Consider the following 23163-nt stretch of genomic DNA (forward strand, 5'->3'; position numbering starts at 1 on the left):
AATGGAAAATGTAATTGAAGTACGTAATTTATATAAATTCTACCGCGTAGGCGACAGCATCGTCCGGGCCCTTAACGGAGTCAGCTTTGATATCCACCAGGGCGAATTCTGTGCCATTGTCGGCACATCCGGTTCCGGCAAGTCCACACTTCTGAATATGCTTGCCGGCCTGGAGAAACCCACAAAAGGTGAGATCCTCATTGGAGGAGAGCACATAGAAAACAAAAAAGAAGATGAATTGGTAAAGTTTCGCCGTGAGAACGTCGGGTTTATTTTCCAGTCCTTTCATTTGATCAGTACGCTGAATGCCTTGGAGAATGTGGCGCTTCCGCTGAGCTTCCGGGGAGAAAAGAAGGCGGTACGGCTGAAAAAAGCGGAGAAGATGCTGGATCTGGTGAATCTGAAAAAGCATAAGAAGCATCTTCCAAATCAGATGTCCGGCGGACAGCAGCAGAGAGTCGGGGTGGCAAGGGCGCTGGTAGTGGAGCCAAAAATCATTTTTGCGGACGAACCGACCGGGAATCTGGATTCCCACACCTCGGAGGAAGTAATGCATCTGATGCAGGATGTGGTAAGAAAGCAGAAAAAAACACTGGTAATGGTTACCCATGATAATCATCTGGCCACGTACGCGGACCGGGTGTTCCATATAATAGACGGAGAAATTGTGCGGATTGAGGAGAATCCGGGAAAGGAAGTAGGAGAACATGAGGAGGATTAAACAATTTGGAGCGATGATGGTATGTCTGGCGATGGTGCTGACATGCGTTCCGGCGTTACCGACAAATGCGGAGGGGGAGAATGCTCCAAAGGTGGTGGAAGCAGACCCTTCCCAGTCTGAAGGAGAACAGAAAACAGTGCGAATGAGCGTGCAGGCGGCGACAAAGGATATAATCAGCTATAAACATTCCGAGTCGAAAAGCATCAAATTGATCGTAAAGAATACGGGTGAGGCAGAGCTGAAAAATATCAAAGTTGCGCCACCTGTCAGCGAAGATATTGATGTGTGGCCATTTGAGATTGCGAATAAGGATTATACATACACCATTGAAAAACTTGCCAAAGGGGAAGAAAAAACCATTGAATTTGCACTCACCGCAAGAGAAAATGTTTGCAGCAAATACTATAAGCTGGTTTTTACGTGCAGTGCGGAGACGGAAGAAAACGATGGCATGAAACTGACTGGTGACTATGGTATTTACGTAAAAACGGTGGCAAAGCCTAAAGATAGTGGCAAAAATGAACAGAATACACCGAACCAGAATAATAATCAGGACTCTCAGAATAACAATCAAAATACTGACGGGCAAGATCAGATCGGGGCAGATTCACTGGGAGGCGTAGATGCCGGCGGCGTGATGAATGCAGATCCTGTTTCAACTGGAGGTGGAGATAGCTCTACCGCTGTTCCGAGAGTGATCGTGACCGGATTCTCCACAGAACCGGGGGAAGTAAAGGCAGGAACGAATTTCAAACTGATTATTCACCTGAAGAATACATCAAAGAAAACAACAGTTTCCAATATGCTTTTTGATTTAAGTTCACCGACTGAGGGAACCGATGAGACGGCTTCTCCGGCATTCCTTCCGTCGTCCGGTTCCAGTTCCATTTACCTGGAGAAGATCAAGGCGGGCGGCACACAGGATATTTCCATCGAACTGAATGCCAAGGCAGATTTGGCGCAGAAGCCATATAGTGTAGACCTTTCTATGAAATACGAAGACGGCCAGGGCGGGCAATTCGAGAGCACTTCTGCGGTTTCGATACCTGTAAAACAGGAAGTAAGATATGAGTTCAGCGAGTTTGAGATCAGTCCGCAGTCCATTTCTGTGGGTGAAGAGGCAAATATTATGTGCCAGCTCTACAATCTGGGACGTGTAAAGCTGTACAATGTGAAAGCTAAATTTGAGGGACAAGGAATTAAAGCTGAAGAGGTGTTTCTCGGCAATATCGAATCCGGAGCAACGGCCAGTATCGACGGTATGCTGCTCGGCGAGGAAGAATCCGGTGGAATGGTGCCGATGAAGATGACGCTTAGCTATGAGGACGAATCCGGAAATGTGACGACCTCCGAGGAAGAATTCCAGTTAGAAGTGATGGCGGCGACGGAGGATATGCCGATGGAGGCTATACCGATGGAGGAGGAAGCACCGGGGCTTCCCATTATCCCGATCGTGGCAGCAGTGCTGATCATCGCGGCGGTCGTGGCAGGTATTATCATTTATAACAAGAAGAAAAAACGCAGATTGATGGAAGAGGAGGAAGGATTAGTCGATGAATTTGACAGACTTACTGAGGATGAGCCTCGGGAACCTTAGGAGACGAAAACTAAGAACGTTTCTGACGGTGCTTGGCGTTATCATCGGTACGGCGTCAATCGTCGTTATGATCTCTCTGGGACTGGGTATGCAGGAATCCATGTATGCAGATCTGGAGCAGTCCGGCGGCCTTACCATGCTTACGGTCACAGGACAGATGGCGGGAGGTGGAGGATATTATTACTCAGATGATGAGGAACAGTCCACCAAATATATTACAGATGACTCGATCAAAGAGTTTGCGGCCGTTGACCATGTTACCTTAAGTGCTCCCGTCTATCAGATGAGCGCCTACCTCCTGAAAGGGAAATATTTCTGCTATTTAGATTTGGTAGGGACTACCAGAGAGGCAATGGAAGCCCAGAAGATTACCCTAAAGGAAGGCGGAAAGTTTCCTGAGGAGAACACAAATCAGCTGGAGCTGGTATACGGAAACGGAATTATCACGCAATTCTATGAGGAAAAGACCGGAAAAGGCTACTGGGATAGTGGTGAATTGCCGGATATTGATCTGGAAAATGATTCCATGTTTCTGGTGCTTGATACGGAATCCTACGATAATGTCCGTTACAATAATGGAATGGGCGATTCCGGTGATGGCAGCGGCGGTGCAAAACGGATTGCCAAGAAGCGGGTTGTTAAGGCCAGTGGTGTGGTAGAAGGGGATATGAATTCTTACAATCCGTGGTTCTACAGCGGTTATTGTGATATCAACGTGTTGAAAACTATATTGAAAAAAGAATTTACCGGAAGAGTTATGCCCGGACAGCCGTCTACCAAAACCGGAAAACCCTTTAATTTCTTTGCATATTCTTCGGCAAAGGTCAAAGTAGACGATTTGGACCATGTGGAAGAAGTGTCCGAACAGATCCGCTCTATGGGATATAACGTGGAGAGTAATGTGGAATACATGGAAGCCATGCAGAAACAGTTTGCCATGGTGCAGGCAGTTCTCGGCGGCATCGGTGCAGTGTCCCTGTTCGTTGCGGCAATCGGAATCGCCAATACGATGATGATGTCCATTTATGAACGTACAAAAGAAATCGGCGTATTTAAAGTATTAGGCTGCAGTTTGAAGAATATCAAGCAGCTGTTCCTATTGGAGGCTGGTTTTATCGGTTTCATGGGAGGCGTGATTGGTAACGTGCTGAGCTATGGGATCTCGACAGTGATCAATATTGTTGCGGGAAATGCCGGAGAGTCCATGGGGCTTAGCCAGGGAATCTCGTATATTCCGCTCTGGCTGGTGGCGGTTTCCATGGGATTTGCCGTGCTGGTCGGAATGGTGGCAGGATATTTCCCGGCGGTACGGGCGATGAAGCTGAGTGCGCTGGAAGCGATCAGGAATTCGTAGAATGCAGTTCATATATAACTATATTCATAAGAATAGGTTGGTGGACAACTGGTGAAAACTATAGAATAACTATAGTCGATTTATAAAGTGAAATAATAACAAAAAATCTCAGCGGTTGCTCGTCTGAGATTTTTTGTTGTCATGATTGAATCGATTTTAAAATGATTTTTATAAAACTTTATCGCATCTTTTCTACTCTTCGATCACCTGAATCTCCAGATAATCAAACTCGATGGAATCCACAAAATTGTCCTGGTAGAACCGCGCCTTGGAATGCCGTTTGAACTCATGAATCGTATTTTCTAACCAAATCGGTTTACTTAAATCAAACTGATAACATACCTCGTCAAGAGCGTGGAAAATCTTGTGAGTACGCGTATCATCACTGTCATCACAAATGGTAGTATCCCGAAGCATGCGATTGTCCTTAAATTCTTTTGCCCACAGTCGAAACATGAAAATAATCTCCTTGTATTTCAAATTCGTAAATCAAGTATAACATTCGATAAATGAGATGTAAATATGCAAAAAATGTAGTAAGATTTTAATGAAAGGTTTCCATGAAGAATGGTACTTAGATTATGCAAGGGGACTTGCAGATACGTAAGACTTCAATAAATAATTCCCATGAAGGATTTAGGAAAGATGCATATTTGCTGGAAAAATTTCAGAATATGATGAATAGAAATAGAATAATAGAAAAATAAGGAAATGCGGGACATGTTACAAGAAGAAATAAGTAGGATAATACAATTGAATCGAAGGAAGATAGTGCTTTTGGGAGCCATTTTGGTTCTTACAGTATTTGCCGGGCTTTTAGTGTACAAACGAATGGAAAAAAACGGGACAAAAGCCAGCTTTTTTGCTATGCTCCTTGGTGAGGAACAGGAACAGGAGCGCAAGGCGGATCAGGAAGTGTCCGGGAAAAAGAGAAGGGGCAGTGCAGGTGGGGAGGAAAGGAAGGCGGACACGGAAAGTACAGAAGAAATGGCTCTGACTGAAGAACAGAAAAAGGAAATTGAAGCGGTGGAGGCCTCTATTGTTCCCGGGCAGTACCCAATCATGGGGGCAAGCAGTATTACCAGGCAGCAGATGGTCGATTATTTTAAAGAAAGTGGCGAAGCTTATCCGGCAGAGATTCTAGGCCAGGGCGGCGCTGCGGACATAGAAACATTTTGTCAGATTTATTATGAGGAAGCGGTAAAGGAAGGCGTTCGGCCTGAGGTTGCGTTTGCACAGACGATGAAAGAAACCGGCTGGCTGCAATATGGAGGAGATGCAAAAATTGAGCAGTATAATTTTGCCGGGCTTGGCACCACCGGAGGCGGCGTGCCGGGAAACAGTTATCCGGATGTGCGAACCGGAGTCCGCGCGCAGATCCAGCATCTCAAGGCGTATGCCACAGATACGGCGCTGGAAGGAGAATGCGTGGACGATCGTTACCAGTATGTGGCGAAGGGCAGCGCCCCTTATGTAGAATGGCTCGGACAGAAAGAAAATCCGAAAGGGTGCGGCTGGGCGACAGGGGAGAATTATGGATATGATATCGTGGAGATGATACGGGATATGCGGAGGTGAGCTTTGGCGCAGGATTTTCTTGAAAATGGTTAAATTAGCTTTAAAATAACAAAATTATATAGTAACATCATAATATCAAGGTACCCTATGTAAAATGGAAGGAGTGTTTTATGCGTGAGGATAATATTGCGATGCTGCAGGAAACCTTGCAGATTATGAGGAAAGGCAGTTATAGCGTGAACGGAAAAACGGTAAAGCTTAAGTTGTCGGAAAAAGAAATGGAGGCGGTACACGTATTGCTTCCTGAGATTATCCGCGATGAGAACGGCAAATTGCTCGAGGATACGGTGGTTGTTGCCGCGCTTACCTGTGCAGCGCCTATGGTGCGCCGTGGGAAAGAAGGACTCAGTGAGTCGGAATATCAGAAGCTGGTCTATACCAGAATCATGGGTATGCATGAGAAAGGCTTATTCCGTAGAATTGATTTTGCTGTGCTGGACAGAACAAAGGAACAGTATAACTTCAAGGAGTTTTACCGGAATTTTTCCTTTGACAACTTTTTCGGAGAGGAGAATTAGAGGAAGACGTGTCGCCGGGATTAAAACTGTATACTGCGATAGTCTTTGCGCTATTCGTCAGTGTGCGCTGAAAAATCTCAAAGGATAGACTGTATAGTTTATGAGGTGATTATTATGATAACGATTGATAATTTTGATTTACCTGATTTTGAATTATATGATATTAATTTAGTCCAAAAAGAAGTTGATGGCGGAACAATTTCTATTGAACAAATTGATACTATTAGTGATTTCCCAGATGCTAAATCTATCGTTATTTCTGGTCTAAAGCAAGATACGTTTGATTATTTTGTAAAAACTTATGGTAAGCAATTTCAAGCAATAACATTTTGGGAGAATAAATCGGTTTCAGATTTGTCAGCTTTATCGGAGCTATATGAAATTGAGTACATTAGTTATTTCTACAATCAAAAAGCAAGTGAACTATGGAATATGAGCAATAATAAGAGGCTTGTTGGATTAAGTCTTACTGATTTCAGGAAGATTCATTCATTGGTGGGCATTGAAAAAGCTCGTAATCTTACAAATATTTAAATGAATTTGATAGTTCATTAAGGAAATGTAGGGAGATAACTTCCGGCTTAATAGAATGATAATTTGCGAATCATCGTGAAAAATGGCATCAAATTAGAAAATGAAGTAAAAAATGAAGTTGGGTTAAGTGAGTGCGGGATTATTCAGCGATACTGGATTACACTGCAACTTAAATTTTTAAGAGGTGAACCGAATGACAAAGGTGGAATTTGTAAGAATTAAGTCAGAATTGTGTGGATATGGTTTGGGTAAAGGAACAAAGTATTCTTTTGTTGATGCTGAGGAAATCATAAAAGAACGTATTGAAAATGGTTGGTCTTTTGAAGGCTATATTCCAATTGAAACAAGAGGTACCGGCGATATTGAAACAATGTCGCTCATATTTCAGATGGAAGAATAATCGATAATTCTCATTTCCTAAGAATTGAAATAAAAAGGAAATGTGAATCGGTCTTTGCGGAGGTGTTCGTTAAAATGACAGTTAAAAAAGCACGAAAATTAAGGGATATGCTTTTAATTGTTGGAGCTATTATGATGTTGCTGGCGTATTTTTATGAACCTATGTTTATAGTGGGGGTTATTGTGGCATTTTCCTGCCTTATTCCACATTTTGTTTTTAACAAATGCCCTCATTGTGGAAGACAATTAGGCCGAAACGAGGGGGAGTTTTGCCAGTATTGCGGAGAACGTATCGAGGAGATGAACTCATTTTGATTTGTGTATACCTTTCCAAATGATAGAAGCCATTGCTATGTGGGGAAATTGTTACAAGAAATTGAGAACCTGACCAAAGATGAGAAAGTACATGATATTTTTATATCGGCAAACCATACCGGATTATATGAAAAGTATGGATGTGAATTTTATCAGATGATGAACGATATACACGGCGGGCCTTCATGAGTTTATAGGAAACAAATAAATTAAAACAATTTGTAGTTGCAGTGCAGGTAGCGTTGGATAAGGCGCAACTTCTATTTGATAGTTTAATGCAGAAATATTTTGGCTGAAAGGAGGAAAACGATGAATAAAAACCAAAACTGGAAGATGGAATTGGAGCGCCGTATACTCGGCTGAAAATCAGTGGTGTTGAAATCCGTATGCGTGAATTAGGACGGAAACTTAACTTAAGCAGAATTCACCCGTATAAATTCAGAAGAACAATGGCAACCAGAGCTATTGATAAAGGAATGCCTATAGAACAGGTGCAGAAAATTCTTGGGCATTCACAGATTGATACGACAATGCAGTACGCTATTGTAAATCAAACAAATGTCAAAACTTCTCATCAGAAGTATATTGTTTGATTCAGTTTTTGGAATTTAATGGAGGGTATGGCATGGGATTTTTTTCGATTGATGCGACAGATTTTGAATGGATTGACGGAAGCAAAGATGATCCGGAGGATTTATGCTTGCACGGTCATGCGATTGCTTATATTGGAACGCACAAACTTGAATATGATGCAACAATCAGCGCAACAGCGCTATATTTGCTTAAGACATTGACAGAAGATCATATCATTGATACCGATAATCAAATGTTGCCTTGCTGTGGATTTAGTATATATCCTTATCCTGATGATTCGTTAGATAATGTTATAATTTGCGGATGTCCGAATGGAATTGACTGGACAGTACTGCATGATGGGAACACTATCATATTGGAATTAGATGATGGCACAAGAGAGCGCATTTCACTTGATGATTACAAGAATGAGGTTTTCCGGTTTGCAGATAAAATTGAGATGTTTTACAAGTCATGCACTCCTAAAAAACTGCCTGAAGATAAGCTTGATCGCGATGGTTATATTGCTTTTTGGAAGGAATGGCATAGAAGAAGAAACGCGTAAAGGACGGGATTTTATGAGGTGTTCAATGGATAAGAAACTATCAGAAATGAGTTTAAAAGAGTTATGGCAACTGTTTCCTATCTTTTTGACAGAATACCAGCCTTGCTGGAAAGAATGGTATTCAGAGGAAGAAATATTTTTGAAAAAGGTAATACCGCAAGGTGCAAGAATAAGTCATATAGGGAGTACAGCAATTGGTTCTATTTGGGCAAAACCGATTATTGATATTCTTGTGGAAGTACCAAAGGAATCCAAGTTATCGAATTATAAGGATTTGATTGTAAATAGTGGCTATATTTGTATGGCCCAAAATACAAAAGGTGTTTCTTTCAACAAGGGTTATACAGAAAATGGATTTGCTGAGAGGGTATTTCATTTGCATTTAAAATACACCGGAGATAACAATGAATTGTATTTTAGAGATTATCTTATTGAACATCCCGATGTTGCAAGTGAATACGAGAAAATGAAATTGAAATTATGGAAAAAATATGAGCATAACAGAGATGGATATACAAATGCTAAAACTGAATTCATTCAAAAGTACACAGAAAAGGCGAGGGCTTTGTATGGGAATAGGTATTAGAAGGGCTCATGCTATCACAAAAGTTTGGGTTTTGTATGAAAGGTGATAATCAATGAACAATAAAGATAAGAAGGAGAAAAAAGGCATGAAAAAATTATTGGTAGTCGTAGATATGCAGAACGATTTCGTAGACGGCAGTCTGGGCACAAAGGAAGCACAGGAAATTGTGGCGAATGTAGTAGATAAGATCAAGGACGCCCGGGAAGAGGAGACGGACATTATATTTACCCGGGATACACATCAGGAGAATTATCTGAGCACGCAGGAAGGCAGAAAACTGCCCGTGGTACATTGTGTGGAGGGCACGCACGGTTGGGAGATCATCGGCGTGCTGAAACCTTATGTAACAAAGGTGCTGGACAAACCTACCTTTGGCAGCACGGTCCTTGCGCATTTTGCTTCTCGCAGGGAATATACGGATATCGAGCTTGTGGGTCTGTGCACGGATATCTGCGTGGTGTCCAATGCACTGCTTTTAAAAGCGGCACTTCCGGAGGCAAACATCAGTGTAGATGCTTCCTGCTGCGCCGGGGTAACGCCGGAAAGTCATGAGGCAGCGCTTACGACCATGCAGATGTGCCAGATTGATATTGTGCGTTAGAGGAAGCAGTTTTGCTTTTATTAATGAAAATCAGAGGTGCAGTATGGCGAGACAGGTAACGAATATAGAAGTTCTGATAATATAAATGTATAATCTAAGAAATGTTTTATGTAAGTTTAAGGAGGAAAACATCATGAAATTAATATACCCTGCGGTTTTTTATCCGTTTTCTGATGGCAGTGGAGGGTATGTGGTTGAATTCCCGGATTTGCCCGGCTGTGTTACGGAAGGAAAAAACTTAGAAGAGGCATTTGAAATGGCAACGGATGCGGCAAGCGGTTGGGTACTTGATGAATTGGAAGAGGGGAATCTGGCCCCCGTACCGTCAAAGTATGAAAATGTAGTTCCCAGAGAACACGGACAGGTTAATATGGTGTTGTTGGATATGGAGGCTTACGCGGAGAAGTATGGAGAAAAAGCGGTGAGAAAAAATGTAACTATTCCAGCGTGGCTCAATACATTCGCGGAAAAACAGAAAATTAATTTTTCACAAGTGTTGCAGGAGGCATTGTTATCTTTGGCAGCAAAAAATAGACAATAAGGAGAAAGGTATTCTTTAGGATACCTTTTCTTATTGTCAGGCATACCTAAGTGAACGTCCAGTGGACGTTCATCCCGGTGATATTTGTGCGTATCTGCCACTCGAGCAAAATTGCATATGAATATTAAAATACTATAAAGAACCCTCGCGCTTTATAGCTTTTTCTCTCGTTCAATGTTATACTAAATGCAGAATAAAGAAAAGGAGAGAAACACATGCAGTCAGCAATGAAGTATTATGACGATGTAGATAGTTGGAAGACCGTCATGTTCCTTTATAATTCAGCGCTGAAAGAGATAGGAACCAAACTGGAGATTCTGAACGATGAATTCCAGCATGTACACAGTTATAATCCGATAGAACATATAAAAACCCGGGTAAAAAGCCCGGAAAGCATCGTTAAAAAATTAAAACGGCAGGGCAGGGAAAGTACCATAGAGAACATGGTACGCTATGTCAACGACATAGCCGGAGTCAGACTAATCTGCTCCTTCACCTCCGATATCTACCGCCTCGCCGAGATGATAGGAAACCAAAGCGACCTGAAGGTTCTGGCCATTAAAGACTATATCAAGAACCCAAAAGAAAGTGGATATAAAAGCTATCATATGTTGGTTTCCGTCCCCATTTTTCTGACAGACAGCGTAGTTGACACCAAGGTAGAGATTCAGATCCGTACCATCGCAATGGATTTCTGGGCCAGCCTGGAACACAAGATCTATTACAAATTCGAAGGCCCGGCTCCGGACTATATCAGCAAAGAACTCCGCGAATGCGCCGAGATGGTATCCGCCCTGGACGAGAAAATGCTATCCCTCAACGAGGCAATCCTGGCCTGTCTCAAGCAGCCAGTAGAAGCACAGCCCCTGTCTGTACCCGATCCTATGTTGAAAGAACAGTAATACCGAATTTGGAAAAAGCACCGAAGGGTGCTTTTTCTATATTGTAAAGCATATAAAACATTTTTTGTGATATTTTCAAGCCCAGATGCGTTCATATATTGAAAGGCCTTTTACCAAACAGAATAGGAGGGATATTGTGGAGGACAGAGAATATGGGCGGATCGTCTGTCAATATCTGGATATCGTTTACAGAACAGCACTAAACTGCTGCAAAAATCCATATGATGCCGAGGACGTAGTCCAGAACACATTCTTAAAACTGCTGAACAGCAATGTCGCATTTACAGACGATGTCCATATTCGGAAATGGCTGATCCGCGTAGCGGTAAACGAAGCCAATTCAATGTGGCGGTCATTCTGGAAAAAACGAGTATCTTCTCTGGAAGAACTGTCAAAAGAGCCGGAATTTGAAATCCCCGAGAACAGCGAACTGTACTACGCTGTACAGAAACTGCCGCCCCGCTATAAGGAAGTGGTACATCTGTACTATTATGAAGAATACAGCGTAAAAGAAATCGCAGAAATCCTCCACATATCGGAAACCACTATTCAGACCCGTCTGATGCGGGCACGTAAAAAATTAAAACAACAACTCAAGGAGGCGTGGCTATGAAAAACGAAATAGAAAATAAAGAATATTATCAGCGAACCTTTAACGAAATACATGCTTCTGAGGAACTGTTGGGAAAGGTGAAAACTATGAAAAAAGAAGAAATCAAGAAAAAAGTCATCAAAATGCGTTATGCCGTCGCCGCAGCGGCAGCAGTCCTTTTGCTTTCCAGCAACCTGGTCGCATACGCCGCCACAGGGAGCACCTGGATCCATGCTTTGATCACAATTAACGGCGAACAAAAAAACGTAGACCTTGAAGAGAAAACCGATGAAGATGGAAACAAGTATTTTGAAGGAAAAATCGAGGACGAAGATGCAAGCGCAGTAGTACGATACGACGGCGAAGAAGCAGACATACCCGAAAATATGCAGTTCGACTCTCCAGAAGTTATAGAAAAAGATGGAAAAGTATATTTCGTAGTAAATACAGACATTTCTATCGACATCACCGAAGACATCAAAGACCAAAAATGCGAAGGCACTTTTGAGCAGGAGGGAAAGACTTACAAATACGAAATAACAGGCACGGTAGAATCCCACTCCGTCAATATCTCCGAAGCCGAATAGCCCTAAATTGCAACAAAACAATGCTTACAGCAAAGAACAAACTCAGGCAGAAAATTCAAAAAACGATAAATCTCTACAGTTTCAATCACATGCCGGTCAAGGCTGAAAAGAAACTTTACAAAAAAGTAAATCCTTACAATTTCATTAGGATTCTCTTCCGACTTGAAGCGCCAGCAAGGGAGCGCGGGGAAGGAATTACGCAGGTTAAGCGGCGAGACCGGAGAATCCATGCCGTAGATGTTAGTGCCCGGGGCAGGAGGTCCAATGACCGACTACCCCGGACACTTACATATACGTGCATTAGTCGCAGGTCTCAAAGCGTCGGAGTAATTCCTTCCCCGCGCTCCCTTGCGTCCCCTCAAGCCAAAATCCCCCTCGTCACATTTTACAAACACTTAACATCCCCCCTCTTTCAGATTTAACACCGTCCTTGTAATCTATCTCTTGTACCAAGCAAATAAAAAATCTTCGGCTTATTAAAAAATCTTTTCTCGTAATCAGCCCTACATATCAAACCAACGGCCAGATTACCAGCTTAGCAGAAAACCAAACCATAAACCGAAGAAAAGCAAAGGGAGGAAATAACTAACATGAAATTAAAAACCGTAAAAAAAGCATTCGCACTTACCCTTGCCGCCGTTATGGCAGCAACTCTGTTAACAGCCTGCGGAGGTGGTGAAGACACGTCTGGTGATGACAGCGCAAATAAAGATTCTGGCGCCACGACCGAATTCGACGCTTCAAACGACATCACCGTAGTATCCCGTGAGGACGGCTCCGGCACCAGAGGCGCTTTCATTGAATTGTTCGGAATCGAAGAAAAAGATGAAAGTGGTGAGAAGGTTGACAGAACAACGGTCGATGCCAACATCACCAACAGCACGGAGGTCATGATGTCCAGTGTGGCCGGTAACGAATACGCCATTGGCTATGCTTCCTTAGGTTCTCTCTCCGACACGGTAAAAGCGGTGAAGATCGACGGAGCCGAGCCGACGGAAGATAATATCAAATCCGGAACCTACAAGGTATTCCGTCCGTTTAACATTGCGACTAAAGGCGATCCCTCCGATATCACTCAGGATTTCATCAATTTCATCTTAAGCGAAGAAGGCCAGAAGGTGGTATCTGATAACGGCTATATTGCACTTGATGGGGCTAAAGCATTTGAGTCAAACGGCGCGACAGGCAAAGTGGTAGTGGCAGGTTCTTCCTCAGTCACTCCGGTCATGGAAAAACTCAAAGAGGCATATGAGGCAGTCAACAAAGATGCTGAAATTGAGATTAATACGAGCGACTCTACTACGGGAATGACGTCCACTATGACAGGCATCTGCGACATCGGAATGGCGTCGCGTGAACTCAAAGAAGAGGAAGCAAAAGAACTTACTGCGACCGTGATTGCGAACGATGGAATTGCAGTGATCGTAAATAAGAGCAATCCGGTGGAAGATCTGACCAGTGAGCAGGTAAAGGCAATCTTTGTAGGAGAGAGCACCGCCTGGGAAGAACTCCAGTAATAGGCAACTTAAAAATTGAGGTATTTCATTATGAAAGCATGGAGTGAAAAAATCATGCGGGGCGTATTTTTTATTGCTGCCTGTACATCGGTACTGGCGGTTGCGCTCATTTGCATTTTCTTATTTGCGAACGGGATTCCGGCCATGAAGGAAATTGGATTTTTGAATTTTCTGAGAGGGACCACATGGCGCCCGGGAAATGATATTTACGGTATATTTCCCATGATTCTGGGCAGCATTTATGTGACAGCCGGAGCCGTATTAATCGGAGTTCCGATCGCAATTCTGACCGCTGTTTTTATGGCAAAATACTGTCCAAAACGGATCTACCCGGTTCTCAAAGCGGCAACAGAATTACTGGCAGGTATCCCTTCTGTAATCTACGGCTTTTTCGGCTTGGTTGTCATGGTCCCGGCAATACGGAGTATCGGGGTGGCTTTAAGAAGAGCGGGGATTTTGGAAAAAGCAGGGGACGGGAACAGCATTTTGACGGCGTCTCTTCTGCTGGCAATGATGATTCTTCCTACCATTATCGGGGTGACAGAGTCTGCTATCCGCGCCGTACCGTCCCACTATTATGAAGGGGCCCTGGCCCTCGGCGCGACGCATGAGCAGAGCATTTTTAAAGTAGTGCTCCCGGCTGCCCGGTCAGGGCTTGTGGCAGGGACCGTACTTGGAATCGGCCGTGCCATAGGGGAGACCATGGCGGTAATCATGATCGCGGGAAATCAGCCGCGAATGCCGGAGAGCATTTTTGGAGGAATACGCACCATGACGGCCAACATCGTAATTGAGATGGGCTATGCGACGGGACTTCACAGGGAGGCGCTGATCGCGACGGCAGTGGTCCTGTTCGTGTTCATTCTGCTGATCAATTTTTGCGTAGCGATGCTGAACAGGAGGTCTGAGCATGAGTAAAAAAATGAAACAGAGGCTGATTTCATACCGTAACGCGCCGTTATCCGCTTTGCTGGCATTTCTTGTGCTTCTTGCGGCGGCGCTTACCTTTACCGTATTACTTTTTCTGATCGGTTATATCCTGATTAAAGGGGTGCCGCACATTACGGCAGATTTGTTTTCACCCACCTATACTTCGGAAAATGTGTCGCTGGTTCCGGCGCTTATCAATACCGTAATCATGACACTGATGGCGCTGGCGATCGCAGTTCCTTTGGGAATCTTTTCCGCAGTTTTCCTTGTGGAGTACGCGAAGAAAGGAAACAGGTTCGTGGGAATTATTCGGCTTACGACAGAGACCCTGCAGGGAATTCCTTCAATCGTATACGGACTTTTCGGACTGTTGTTCTTCGTTACTACCTTAAAATGGGGCATGTCCCTGCTTGCGGGAGCATTTACCCTGTCGATCATGATTCTTCCGCTGATCATGCGGACGACGGAGGAAGCCCTGAAATCGGTGCCGGATACCTACCGGGAAGGGAGCTTTGGCCTGGGTGCCGGGAAGCTTCGGACAATCTTCCGTATCGTTCTTCCAGCAGCGGTCCCGGGAATACTGGCGGGCGTGATTCTTGCGGTCGGGCGTGTGGTTGGTGAGACGGCGGCGCTGATGTACACCTCGGGAACGGTTGCGAAGGTGCCGGACAATCTGATGGGGGCGGGCAGAACGCTGGCGTTACATATGTATACTCTTGCAACTGAAGGCCTGCACACGGATAAGGCCTATGCGACTGCGGTGATTCTTCTGGTTCTGGTGATCGGGATTAACCTGCTGTCGACCCTGGTGGCGAAAAAGATTACGAAAGGAAATGGAAATGGCGAAAATTAGTGTAAAGAACCTGGATTTATTTTATGGAGATTTCAAGGCGCTTAAGAAAGTGGATCTGGATATTGAGGCCAATAAGATCACCGCATTTATCGGGCCCAGCGGCTGCGGAAAGTCCACGCTTTTAAAATCCCTGAATCGTATGAATGACCTGGTGGAGGGGTGCCGGATCGAAGGAGATATCCTTCTGGACGGCGAAGATATTTACGGAAATATGGACGTGAATCATCTGCGGAAACGGGTGGGAATGGTATTTCAAAAACCGAATCCATTTCCTATGAGCATATATGACAATATTGCCTATGGCCCGAGGACGCACGGAATCCGGTCCAAGGCAAAGTTAGATGATATCGTGGAGAAATCCCTGCGCGATGCGGCAATCTGGGAGGAGACCAAGGACAGACTGAAAAAAAGCGCCCTCGGCATGTCCGGCGGGCAGCAGCAGAGATTATGTATTGCCCGTGCGCTGGCGGTGCAGCCGGAAGTGCTCCTGATGGACGAACCGACCTCCGCGCTGGACCCGATCTCTACGTCGAAGATAGAAGACCTTGCGATGGAGCTGAAAAAAGAATATACTATTGTCATGGTAACGCATAATATGCAGCAGGCCGTGCGGGTATCTGACAATACGGCGTTTTTCCTTCTGGGTGAGGTCATTGAGTACAATGATACGGAGAAATTATTCTCCATTCCGTCCGATAAGCGGACAGAGGATTATATTACAGGGAGGTTTGGATAGAATGCGGAACCGATTTGACAGACAGCTTATAGAACTGAATCAACTGCTCATTCATATGGGTGAACTTTGCGAGACGGCTATCGAGGAAGTGGCGGCAGCTCTGGAGGAAAGGGATGTGCAGCGGGCACGCTCCGTGATCAGGGCAGATGAAGAGATTGATCACATGGAGAAGGATATTGAATCGCTTTGTCTGAAGCTCCTTTTGCAGCAGCAGCCGGTGGCAAAGGATCTGCGGCAAATCTCGGCCGCGCTTAAGATGATCACTGATATGGAACGGATTGGGGATCAGACGGCAGACATTGCAGATATTGTGACGGCGGACACGATTCCGGAGGGGCAGAGTCTTACGGATATAGGCCGTATGGCTGAAGCGGCAGCGAGAATGGTGAGGGACAGTGTTTCCGCGTATGTGCAGAAGGATCTGGAACTGGCGAGAAGGGTCATGGAAGCCGATGATGAGGTGGATGCGCAGTTTGATATAGTAAAGTGTGAGCTGGTGACACAGATTTCCCAGAGTCAGGGGAATGGCGGAGATGAGATGATGGACCTTTTGATGATCGCAAAATACCTGGAAAGGATTGGAGACCACGCGACCAATATCGCGGAGTGGGTGGAATTTTCCATCACGGGGACTCATGCGGGTGAGGTCCATGCCTAAAATCAGGCATTATCATAGCGTCTGGGAATATTTATGCCGTTATAAAAGCGGAGGAAAATGGAGAACGATATGATTTATTGTGTGGAAGATGACGGAAATATCCGGGAATTGGTTGTCTATACTCTGGAGACCACGGGGTACCACGCCCGCGGCTTCGGGGAAGGGGCAGCATTATTTGAAGCTCTGGCAGAGGAAGTGCCGGAGCTTGTTCTGCTTGATATCATGCTGCCGGGAATGGACGGCATGGAGATCTTAAAGAAAATGAAGGAGTCGGCGCGGACGCGCCATATTCCGGTGATCATGCTGACAGCAAAGGGGACGGAATATGATAAGGTCATGGGGCTTGACGCAGGGGCAGACGACTATGTGACGAAGCCCTTTGGCATGATGGAACTGATATCCCGTGTCCGTGCGGTGCTGCGAAGAAGTACGAAGGATTCCGGGGACGATATTTACCGCTTTGGAGAGCTTCTGATGGACGTGAAAAAGCATATAGTGACTGTAGAAGGGAGTGAGATTTCCCTGACGCTCAAGGAATTTGAATTGCTCAGACACCTGATGGAGAACCGAGGAATCGTGCTGACCCGTGACCGCCTTCTGGAAGAGATCTGGGGGTATGATTTTGACGGGGAGACCCGGACGGTAGATGTCCATGTGCGGACGCTCAGACAGAAACTGGGAAGTGCGGGAGAGCGGATCGAGACGGTGCGCGGGGTCGGGTACCGGATAGGAGATAAGGAATGAGGAAGAGGATTCAAAAAAATCTGCTGATGATCGTATCACTGGCACTGCTATTATCCTATCTTATCATGACGGTATTTATTTACCGGCAGACGCTTCTGATCATGCGGGAAGAACTGGAGCAGGAGGCCGGTTATATTCAGGCGGCAGTTATGATTTCCGGGGAAGAGTATCTGCGGGAAATGGACGATGTCCAGAAGGATACCAGGATCACACAGATAGGTTCTGATGGGCGGGTTTTATATGATTCTGTGCAGGATGATGCCACGCTGGAAAATCACAGCTCCCGGAATGAAGTGCAGGAGGCGTTTAAAAACGGAACCGGGCAGGATATCCGTATGTCGGATACGGTGGGACGGGAGATGTTCTATTATGCCGTGCTTCTTCCGGACGGTACGGTGCTCAGAGTGTCCAAGGGAATGAGCACGGTCTGGCATACAGCTTTTCGGATTCTGCCGTTTATGGCGGGAACAGGGGTATTCCTTGCCGTGATTTCATGGATTCTGGCACGTTTGCAGGTGTCACGCCTGATTCGCCCAATCAATGCACTGGATCTGGAACATCCGCTGCAAACGGAGGTCTATGAGGAGCTTTCCCCCCTTTTGGAGCGGATTGACCGCCAGAATAAGGAAAAAGAGAAGATAGAGCAGATGCGGAGGGAATTTTCAGCGAACGTTTCTCATGAATTAAAGACGCCGCTCACCTCCATATCCGGGTATGCGGAGATTATGATGAACGGTCTGGTCAAAAAGGAAGACGTCCCGCAGTTCTCTGCAAGAATCTATCATGAGGCCAGCCGTATGATCGCTTTGGTGGGCGACATTATCAAGCTGTCCCGTCTTGATGAAGGAAGCATCGAGCTGGAGAAGGAGGAGGTAGATCTCTATCAGCTCACGCGGGAAATCGTGAGCCGGCTGGCTCTGGAGGCGGGCAAGCGCGGCGTGCGTATGGAAGTCGTAGGGGAGCCTGTCGTGATCCGGGGAATCCGCCAGATTCTGGACGAGATGATTTACAATTTATGTGAGAATGCAGTGAAATACAATGTGGAAAACGGAACAGTGAGCATCTGGGTCGGGAAAACGCTTTCGGGCAGCAAGGTGATCGTAAAGGATACCGGAATCGGAATTCCAAAGGAGCATATAGAGCGGATCTTCGAGAGGTTCTACCGGGTGGATAAGAGTCATTCCAGGGAAAGCGGGGGGACCGGCCTTGGGCTTTCTATTGTAAAACACGGGGCAATTCTTCATGGAGCCAGGATTGAGGTAGAAAGCGACAGCGGAAAAGGGACGAAAATGGAGTTGATTTTCCCTTAAGATGTGTTAAAAAAATGACGAAAATGCCTGAAAATAAAGGATAAAAGCGCAAATGATTGGTTTGACTTTTCCATTGGTTTTGTCTATAATGAATAGGGAAAGGAAGAAGGGATTTGCGTATGTGGGATATTGAGAAGGCAATTTTGATTACGAATAATGATCGTGTGTATGAGAAGTATAAAGAGATATTGACTGTAGTGTTGGTGGATTCTTATGAAGAGGTTTTGATAAAGGCCCGGGATATGGTGTATGACAGACATATTCTGCTTACGCATCCGCAGGCGTCCAGCTTGAAGCCGAATCAGACACCTTATCGTTCGGTCGTTGTTTATCCGAAAGGAGAGGAGGATAATACCAATGATATCCTCCTGATCGAGAAATGTCTGGAGACTTATTATCAGTGGCAGGAGATAGCTCCCACGCCTCGCAGATATGAGGACAGAGTTGCTTATGATTTTAAGACCATTGATTTATCTGTTATCGACAATATCATTCCCAGAATTTCTTAAAATCAATGACAAGGATGTGGAGGGATATGACCGAAGAGTCCACAAAGGCCTATATTAAAGGGCTGTCCAGGCGCGACTATATCCAGAAGGTCCATGATCTGATCAAGGAGGAAGGACTGGAAGCGATTTCGATTCGCCGGATAGCCAAAGAACTCGGCTGCTCGTCTGCCAGCTTATACCGGCATTTTGAGAGTCTCTCGGAACTGCTTTATTATGCAGAGCTGAGAACGCTTACGGATTACATTGTAAGGCTGAATGAGGCAGAGAAGAAGTGGGAGAACATATGGGATCTTTACGTTGGAGTATGGGACTGCTACAGCAGGGAGGCATTTGCACACCCGGAGGCGTATAATCTGTTGTTTTTTGAGTATACGAACGAGAAGCTGAAGAATTCTATTAAGGAATACTATGAGATGTTTCCGGAGGATATTAAGGAGACGAATCAGATTTTTTTTGAAATGCTCAAATGCGCCGATTTCATGGGAAGAGATTATCAGATGTGCCTGAGGTGTGTTCAGGCAAAGGTGCTCAAAAGTGAGGACGCCACCCGGCTGAACCGGCTGGCCTGTCTTTTGTTCAAGGGCTATTTTAAGGGAGTTCTTGATGACGGGATCAGACCGGAAGAGATTGACGAACGTGTAAAACTGTTTGTTGAGGATCTGGAGTTGGTAGTACGCGCACTGGCGATTGATTTGCAGGGTTATGAAGGATACCACAGAGTGTAGAGGCGATTGTGGTGTCAGATGTCAGGAAAAAAGAGGCTTTGGGCCTCTTTTTTCTTGTGCTGCCAGGCATACCAGAGTAAAGGTCCGGTGGACCTACAGGAGTTGCATCTTGCACAATTTTACTATATAAACTGATAATACATTACCAAGACAAAGTGAAAAAGCGCTATAGAAAATTTCTATATTGCGACAATATTTATAAAAAACCTTGCATGTTATCGCGATTAGTTGTATAATGTGAAATATAGAAACGGGATACGGCCTAGCCGATATTTTTTTTGGTGGCTTGTTATCGCGATTACAAAAATTTTATAAAAGGAGGGAACTTGTATGAAATTGGAACTCGGTAAAATTGAGATCAAAGATATCCAATTTGCAGACAGAACTTACATTGAGGATCATGTGCTTTATGTAAACAAAGAAGAAGTAGAAGCCATGGTACTGGAAGATGATAAGCTGCTTGAATGTCATCTGGATATTGCAAGACCGGGCGAGAAAACAAGAATCACACCGGTCAAGGATGTTATTGAGCCGCGTGTAAAGGTTAGCGGAGGCGGGGAGATCTTCCCGGGAATTTTAGGAAAGGTAACACCTCCGGTCGGCGAGGGAAGAACCCACGCACTGGACGGCTGCTGTGTAGTGACCGTTGGACGGATCGTTGGATTCCAGGAAGGTGTTATCGATATGAGCGGTGTGGCAGCAGATTACTGCCCGTTCTCAAAGACCGTGAATCTGTGTGTTGTCATTGAGCCACAGGAGGGTCTTGAGACACACGTATATGAGAAAGCAGGACGTATGGCCGGCCTTAAAGTAGCTGCATATCTTGGGGAGGCAGGAAAGAATGTAGAGCCTGATGTGCTTGAGACCTATGAGACCAAACCGATTTTCGAGCAGGCAGCCGAGTATCCGGACCTTCCGAAGGTTGGATATGTACATATGCTGCAGTCTCAGGGACTTCTGCATGACACCTATTATTATGGAGTAGATGCAAAGCAGTTTGTACCGACCCTCATGTACCCGACAGAGATCATGGACGGCGCGATCGTTTCCGGTAACTGTGTGGCTCCGTGTGATAAGGTTACGACCTATCATCATCTGCACAATCCGGTTATTGATGAGTGCTACAAGCGTCACGGAAAAGAGATCAACTTCATGGGCGTGATCCTGACAAATGAGAATGTATTCCTTGCTGATAAGGAACGTCATTCCGACATGGTAGCAAAGCTGGCTGAGTGGATGGGACTTGACGGTGTTCTGATCACAGAAGAAGGATACGGCAACCCGGATACAGACCTTATGATGAATTGCCGCAAGGTAGAGAGAAAGGGAACCAAGGTGGTTCTGATCACAGATGAGTTCCCGGGCAAAGACGGTAAATCTCAGTCATTAGCAGATACCTGTGACGAGGCAACTGCACTTGCATCCTGTGGACAGGGCAATATGACCCTTCAGTTCCCAGCTATGGACAAAGTCATCGGTATGCAGGATTACATTGAAAGCCAGATCGGCGGCTGGGCTGGCTGTATCAATGAGGACGGCTCATTCGAGGCCGAAATTCAGATCATTATCGCATCTACGATAGCGAACGGCTTTAACAAGCTGGCTGCTAGAGGATACTAGGAAAGGGGGATTAGAAAGTTATGGCAAAATATAAAATCGTTCATTACCTCAACCAGTTCTTCGGCGGAATCGGTGGAGAGGATAAAGCAGATTTTGAACCGGAAGTTCGCGAAGAAATCATCGGACCGGGAGCTGCAATGGCTTCAGCTTTAGGGGAAGATTATGAGATCGTTGCTACAGTGATCTGTGGTGACAACTATTTCGGTGAGAACCTGGACAAAGCAACGGATACCATTGTTGAGATGGTTAAGAAATATGAGCCGGACGTATTCGTGGCCGGACCGGCGTTCAATGCAGGACGTTACGGTGTTGCCTGTGGTACGATCTGTAAAGCAGTAGAAGAGAGAATGGGAATTCCGGTACTTACCGGTATGTATATCGAGAACCCGGGCGCTGATATGTTCAAGAAGGACATCATCACGGTTTCCACTGGAAACTCCGCTGCGACCCTTCGGAAATCGATGCCGAAGATTGTGAATCTGATTAAGAAGATGGCGACAGGCGAGGAAATCTTAGGACCTTCTATTGAAGGATACTTAGAGAGAGGCATCCGTGTAAATTATTTCGCGGAAGAAAGAGGCGCAACCCGTGGTATGGATATGTTGATCAAGAAGATGGCAGGGGAACCATTTGAGACCGACCTTCCGATGCCGAAGTTTGACCGTGTACCGCCTGCTGAGCCGATCAAAGACATCAAAACAGCGAAACTGGCAATTGTGACTTCCGGTGGTATCGTTCCGCAGGGGAATCCGGATCACATCGAGTCCTCCAATGCGACCAAGTTTGGCTTCTATTCCATCGAAGGTATGGACAGAATGTCGGCAGATGATTTCATGACTGTTCATGGTGGATATGACAGACAGTTCGTACTGAAAGATCCGAACCTGGTAGTACCGCTTGACGTTCTTCGCAAGCTGGAAAAATCGGGCGAGTTCGGCGAACTTTTGAATTACTTTGCAGCTACGACAGGAACCGGAACAGCGACAGGATCTGCTGCCAAATTCGGCGATGAGATCGGTAAGAAATTTATCGAGGAAGGCGTAGATGGCGTTCTCCTCGTCAGCACATGAGGTACCTGTACACGTTGCGGTGCAACGATGGTAAAAGGTATTGAAAAATACGGTATCCCGGTAGTACATCTTGCTACGGTAGTGCCGATTTCCAGGACGATCGGTGCGAACAGGATTATTCCGGCGGTTGGTATTCCTTATCCGCTGGGCGACCCGACTCAGAATGCAGAGGATTCTTATAAGATTCGTGAGAAACTGGTCAGAAGAGCACTTAAGGTACTTCAGACTCCGGTTTCAGAACAGACTGTATTTGAGAAAGATTTCTAAGAATTTACAAGGTATGTCACGACGAGGGAAATGCTTGAGAGGCGTTTGCTTAAGTAAAATTGATACATTTAACAGCACATCTAAGCGCGGTTTCGGCAAGACCGCACTTGGATGTGCGTAAGAGAAGTTGAAAACTGTTCATGACCGCGGAAGTTGCATTGGGAGTGCAGTGCGGCAAAAGAACAGAATTCATTAATTATTAAAGGACAGGAATAAGATTTTGTCAATGGAAAATTGCAATAAAAATTGATAACTTTTTAT

General features: G+C 45.2%; 27 protein-coding genes and 1 pseudogene. 27 read left to right on the forward strand and 1 reads right to left on the reverse strand.

Annotation, left to right across the window (positions count from 1 at the left end; genetic code table 11):
- Nucleotide 1: 1 nt before the first annotated feature.
- From ABXS75_05940 to ABXS75_05950, 3 genes are read left to right on the forward strand one after another with little or no spacing between them, the layout of a single operon-like run.
- The gene (locus ABXS75_05940) at nucleotides 2-721 is read left to right on the forward strand and encodes an ABC transporter ATP-binding protein (protein ID XCP86341.1); all 720 of its coding nucleotides are present in this window, start codon (nucleotides 2-4) and stop codon (nucleotides 719-721) included.
- Entirely contained in the window at nucleotides 708-2318 is a 1611-nt protein-coding gene (locus ABXS75_05945; protein ID XCP86342.1) for a hypothetical protein, read from the forward strand. Before ABXS75_05940 ends, ABXS75_05945 begins: the two co-directional genes overlap by 14 nt.
- Nucleotides 2275-3672, forward strand: coding sequence for an ABC transporter permease (locus ABXS75_05950; GenBank protein XCP86343.1), 1398 nt, complete (start codon nucleotides 2275-2277; stop codon nucleotides 3670-3672). Before ABXS75_05945 ends, ABXS75_05950 begins: the two co-directional genes overlap by 44 nt.
- A 192-nt stretch (nucleotides 3673-3864) precedes the next feature.
- Here the strand turns inward: ABXS75_05950 and ABXS75_05955 are convergent, their stop codons facing one another.
- Nucleotides 3865-4128: a hypothetical protein gene (locus ABXS75_05955; GenBank protein XCP86344.1), complete on the reverse strand. Its 264-nt coding sequence runs from the start codon at nucleotides 4126-4128 to the stop codon at nucleotides 3865-3867.
- Nucleotides 4129-4503: 375 nt separating this feature from the next.
- Between ABXS75_05955 and ABXS75_05960 the strand changes: the two genes are divergently transcribed.
- The 24 genes and pseudogenes from ABXS75_05960 (at nucleotide 4504) to grdF (ending at nucleotide 22902) form a co-directional block, all read left to right on the forward strand.
- Nucleotides 4504-5250 carry a glucosaminidase domain-containing protein gene (locus ABXS75_05960; protein XCP87093.1) on the forward strand — a complete coding sequence of 249 codons (747 nt, stop codon included), beginning with the start codon at nucleotides 4504-4506 and terminating at the stop codon, nucleotides 5248-5250.
- A 110-nt stretch (nucleotides 5251-5360) separates the two neighbouring features.
- Nucleotides 5361-5768, forward strand: coding sequence for a hypothetical protein (locus tag ABXS75_05965; protein XCP86345.1), 408 nt, complete (start codon nucleotides 5361-5363; stop codon nucleotides 5766-5768).
- Nucleotides 5769-5882: 114 nt separating this feature from the next.
- On the forward strand, nucleotides 5883-6302 hold the full coding sequence (locus ABXS75_05970; protein ID XCP86346.1) for a hypothetical protein: 420 nt from the start codon (nucleotides 5883-5885) through the stop codon (nucleotides 6300-6302).
- 193 nt (nucleotides 6303-6495) lie between these two features.
- On the forward strand, nucleotides 6496-6702 hold the full coding sequence (locus ABXS75_05975; protein XCP86347.1) for a DUF4177 domain-containing protein: 207 nt from the start codon (nucleotides 6496-6498) through the stop codon (nucleotides 6700-6702).
- Between the two features lie 74 nt (nucleotides 6703-6776).
- Complete coding sequence (locus tag ABXS75_05980; GenBank protein XCP86348.1) at nucleotides 6777-7016, forward strand: hypothetical protein; 240 nt, start codon at nucleotides 6777-6779, stop codon at nucleotides 7014-7016.
- A gap of 344 nt (nucleotides 7017-7360) precedes the next feature.
- A pseudogene (locus tag ABXS75_05985) lies at nucleotides 7361-7609 on the forward strand (tyrosine-type recombinase/integrase).
- A 32-nt stretch (nucleotides 7610-7641) separates the two neighbouring features.
- Nucleotides 7642-8154 (forward strand): hypothetical protein, encoded by a 513-nt coding sequence (locus tag ABXS75_05990; protein XCP86349.1) that lies wholly within the window; start codon nucleotides 7642-7644, stop codon nucleotides 8152-8154.
- A 25-nt stretch (nucleotides 8155-8179) separates the two neighbouring features.
- On the forward strand, nucleotides 8180-8740 hold the full coding sequence (locus ABXS75_05995; GenBank protein XCP86350.1) for a GrpB family protein: 561 nt from the start codon (nucleotides 8180-8182) through the stop codon (nucleotides 8738-8740).
- An 85-nt stretch (nucleotides 8741-8825) separates the two neighbouring features.
- Entirely contained in the window at nucleotides 8826-9341 is a 516-nt protein-coding gene (locus ABXS75_06000) for an isochorismatase family cysteine hydrolase (protein XCP86351.1), read from the forward strand.
- A gap of 133 nt (nucleotides 9342-9474) precedes the next feature.
- Entirely contained in the window at nucleotides 9475-9882 is a 408-nt protein-coding gene (locus ABXS75_06005; GenBank protein XCP86352.1) for a type II toxin-antitoxin system HicB family antitoxin, read from the forward strand.
- A gap of 215 nt (nucleotides 9883-10097) precedes the next feature.
- Nucleotides 10098-10784: a GTP pyrophosphokinase family protein gene (locus ABXS75_06010; GenBank protein XCP86353.1), complete on the forward strand. Its 687-nt coding sequence runs from the start codon at nucleotides 10098-10100 to the stop codon at nucleotides 10782-10784.
- Between the two features lie 136 nt (nucleotides 10785-10920).
- Complete coding sequence (locus ABXS75_06015) at nucleotides 10921-11397, forward strand: RNA polymerase sigma factor (protein ID XCP86354.1); 477 nt, start codon at nucleotides 10921-10923, stop codon at nucleotides 11395-11397.
- Nucleotides 11394-11963 (forward strand): hypothetical protein, encoded by a 570-nt coding sequence (locus tag ABXS75_06020; GenBank protein XCP86355.1) that lies wholly within the window; start codon nucleotides 11394-11396, stop codon nucleotides 11961-11963. Before ABXS75_06015 ends, ABXS75_06020 begins: the two co-directional genes overlap by 4 nt.
- 590 nt (nucleotides 11964-12553) lie before the next feature.
- Nucleotides 12554-13480: a substrate-binding domain-containing protein gene (locus ABXS75_06025; protein ID XCP86356.1), complete on the forward strand. Its 927-nt coding sequence runs from the start codon at nucleotides 12554-12556 to the stop codon at nucleotides 13478-13480.
- A 30-nt stretch (nucleotides 13481-13510) separates the two neighbouring features.
- Entirely contained in the window at nucleotides 13511-14398 is an 888-nt protein-coding gene (gene pstC, locus ABXS75_06030) for a phosphate ABC transporter permease subunit PstC (protein XCP86357.1), read from the forward strand.
- Nucleotides 14391-15263: a phosphate ABC transporter permease PstA gene (pstA, locus tag ABXS75_06035; protein XCP86358.1), complete on the forward strand. Its 873-nt coding sequence runs from the start codon at nucleotides 14391-14393 to the stop codon at nucleotides 15261-15263. Before pstC ends, pstA begins: the two co-directional genes overlap by 8 nt.
- Entirely contained in the window at nucleotides 15250-15999 is a 750-nt protein-coding gene (gene pstB / locus ABXS75_06040) for a phosphate ABC transporter ATP-binding protein PstB (protein XCP86359.1), read from the forward strand. The genes pstA and pstB overlap by 14 nt, the downstream gene beginning before the upstream one ends.
- Nucleotide 16000: 1 nt before the next feature.
- Entirely contained in the window at nucleotides 16001-16657 is a 657-nt protein-coding gene (gene phoU, locus ABXS75_06045) for a phosphate signaling complex protein PhoU (protein ID XCP86360.1), read from the forward strand.
- Nucleotides 16658-16726: 69 nt separating this feature from the next.
- Nucleotides 16727-17401 (forward strand): response regulator transcription factor, encoded by a 675-nt coding sequence (locus ABXS75_06050; protein ID XCP87094.1) that lies wholly within the window; start codon nucleotides 16727-16729, stop codon nucleotides 17399-17401.
- On the forward strand, nucleotides 17398-18711 hold the full coding sequence (locus ABXS75_06055; protein ID XCP86361.1) for an ATP-binding protein: 1314 nt from the start codon (nucleotides 17398-17400) through the stop codon (nucleotides 18709-18711). Before ABXS75_06050 ends, ABXS75_06055 begins: the two co-directional genes overlap by 4 nt.
- A gap of 119 nt (nucleotides 18712-18830) precedes the next feature.
- Nucleotides 18831-19220 (forward strand): GrdX family protein, encoded by a 390-nt coding sequence (locus ABXS75_06060; protein XCP86362.1) that lies wholly within the window; start codon nucleotides 18831-18833, stop codon nucleotides 19218-19220.
- Nucleotides 19221-19246: 26 nt separating this feature from the next.
- A complete protein-coding gene (locus tag ABXS75_06065) occupies nucleotides 19247-19945 on the forward strand; it encodes a TetR/AcrR family transcriptional regulator (protein ID XCP86363.1) in 699 nt (232 codons plus the stop codon).
- A 330-nt stretch (nucleotides 19946-20275) separates the two neighbouring features.
- The gene (gene grdG / locus ABXS75_06070) at nucleotides 20276-21565 is read left to right on the forward strand and encodes a sarcosine reductase complex component B subunit alpha (GenBank protein XCP86364.1); all 1290 of its coding nucleotides are present in this window, start codon (nucleotides 20276-20278) and stop codon (nucleotides 21563-21565) included.
- Nucleotides 21566-21585: 20 nt separating this feature from the next.
- The gene (grdF, locus tag ABXS75_06075; GenBank protein XCP86365.1) at nucleotides 21586-22902 is read left to right on the forward strand and encodes a sarcosine reductase complex component B subunit beta; all 1317 of its coding nucleotides are present in this window, start codon (nucleotides 21586-21588) and stop codon (nucleotides 22900-22902) included.
- The last annotated feature ends 261 nt before the right edge of the window (nucleotides 22903-23163 follow it).

Source organism: Roseburia hominis (assembly GCA_040702975.1).
Taxonomy (GTDB): Bacteria; Bacillota; Clostridia; order Lachnospirales; family Lachnospiraceae; genus Allocoprococcus; species Allocoprococcus hominis_A.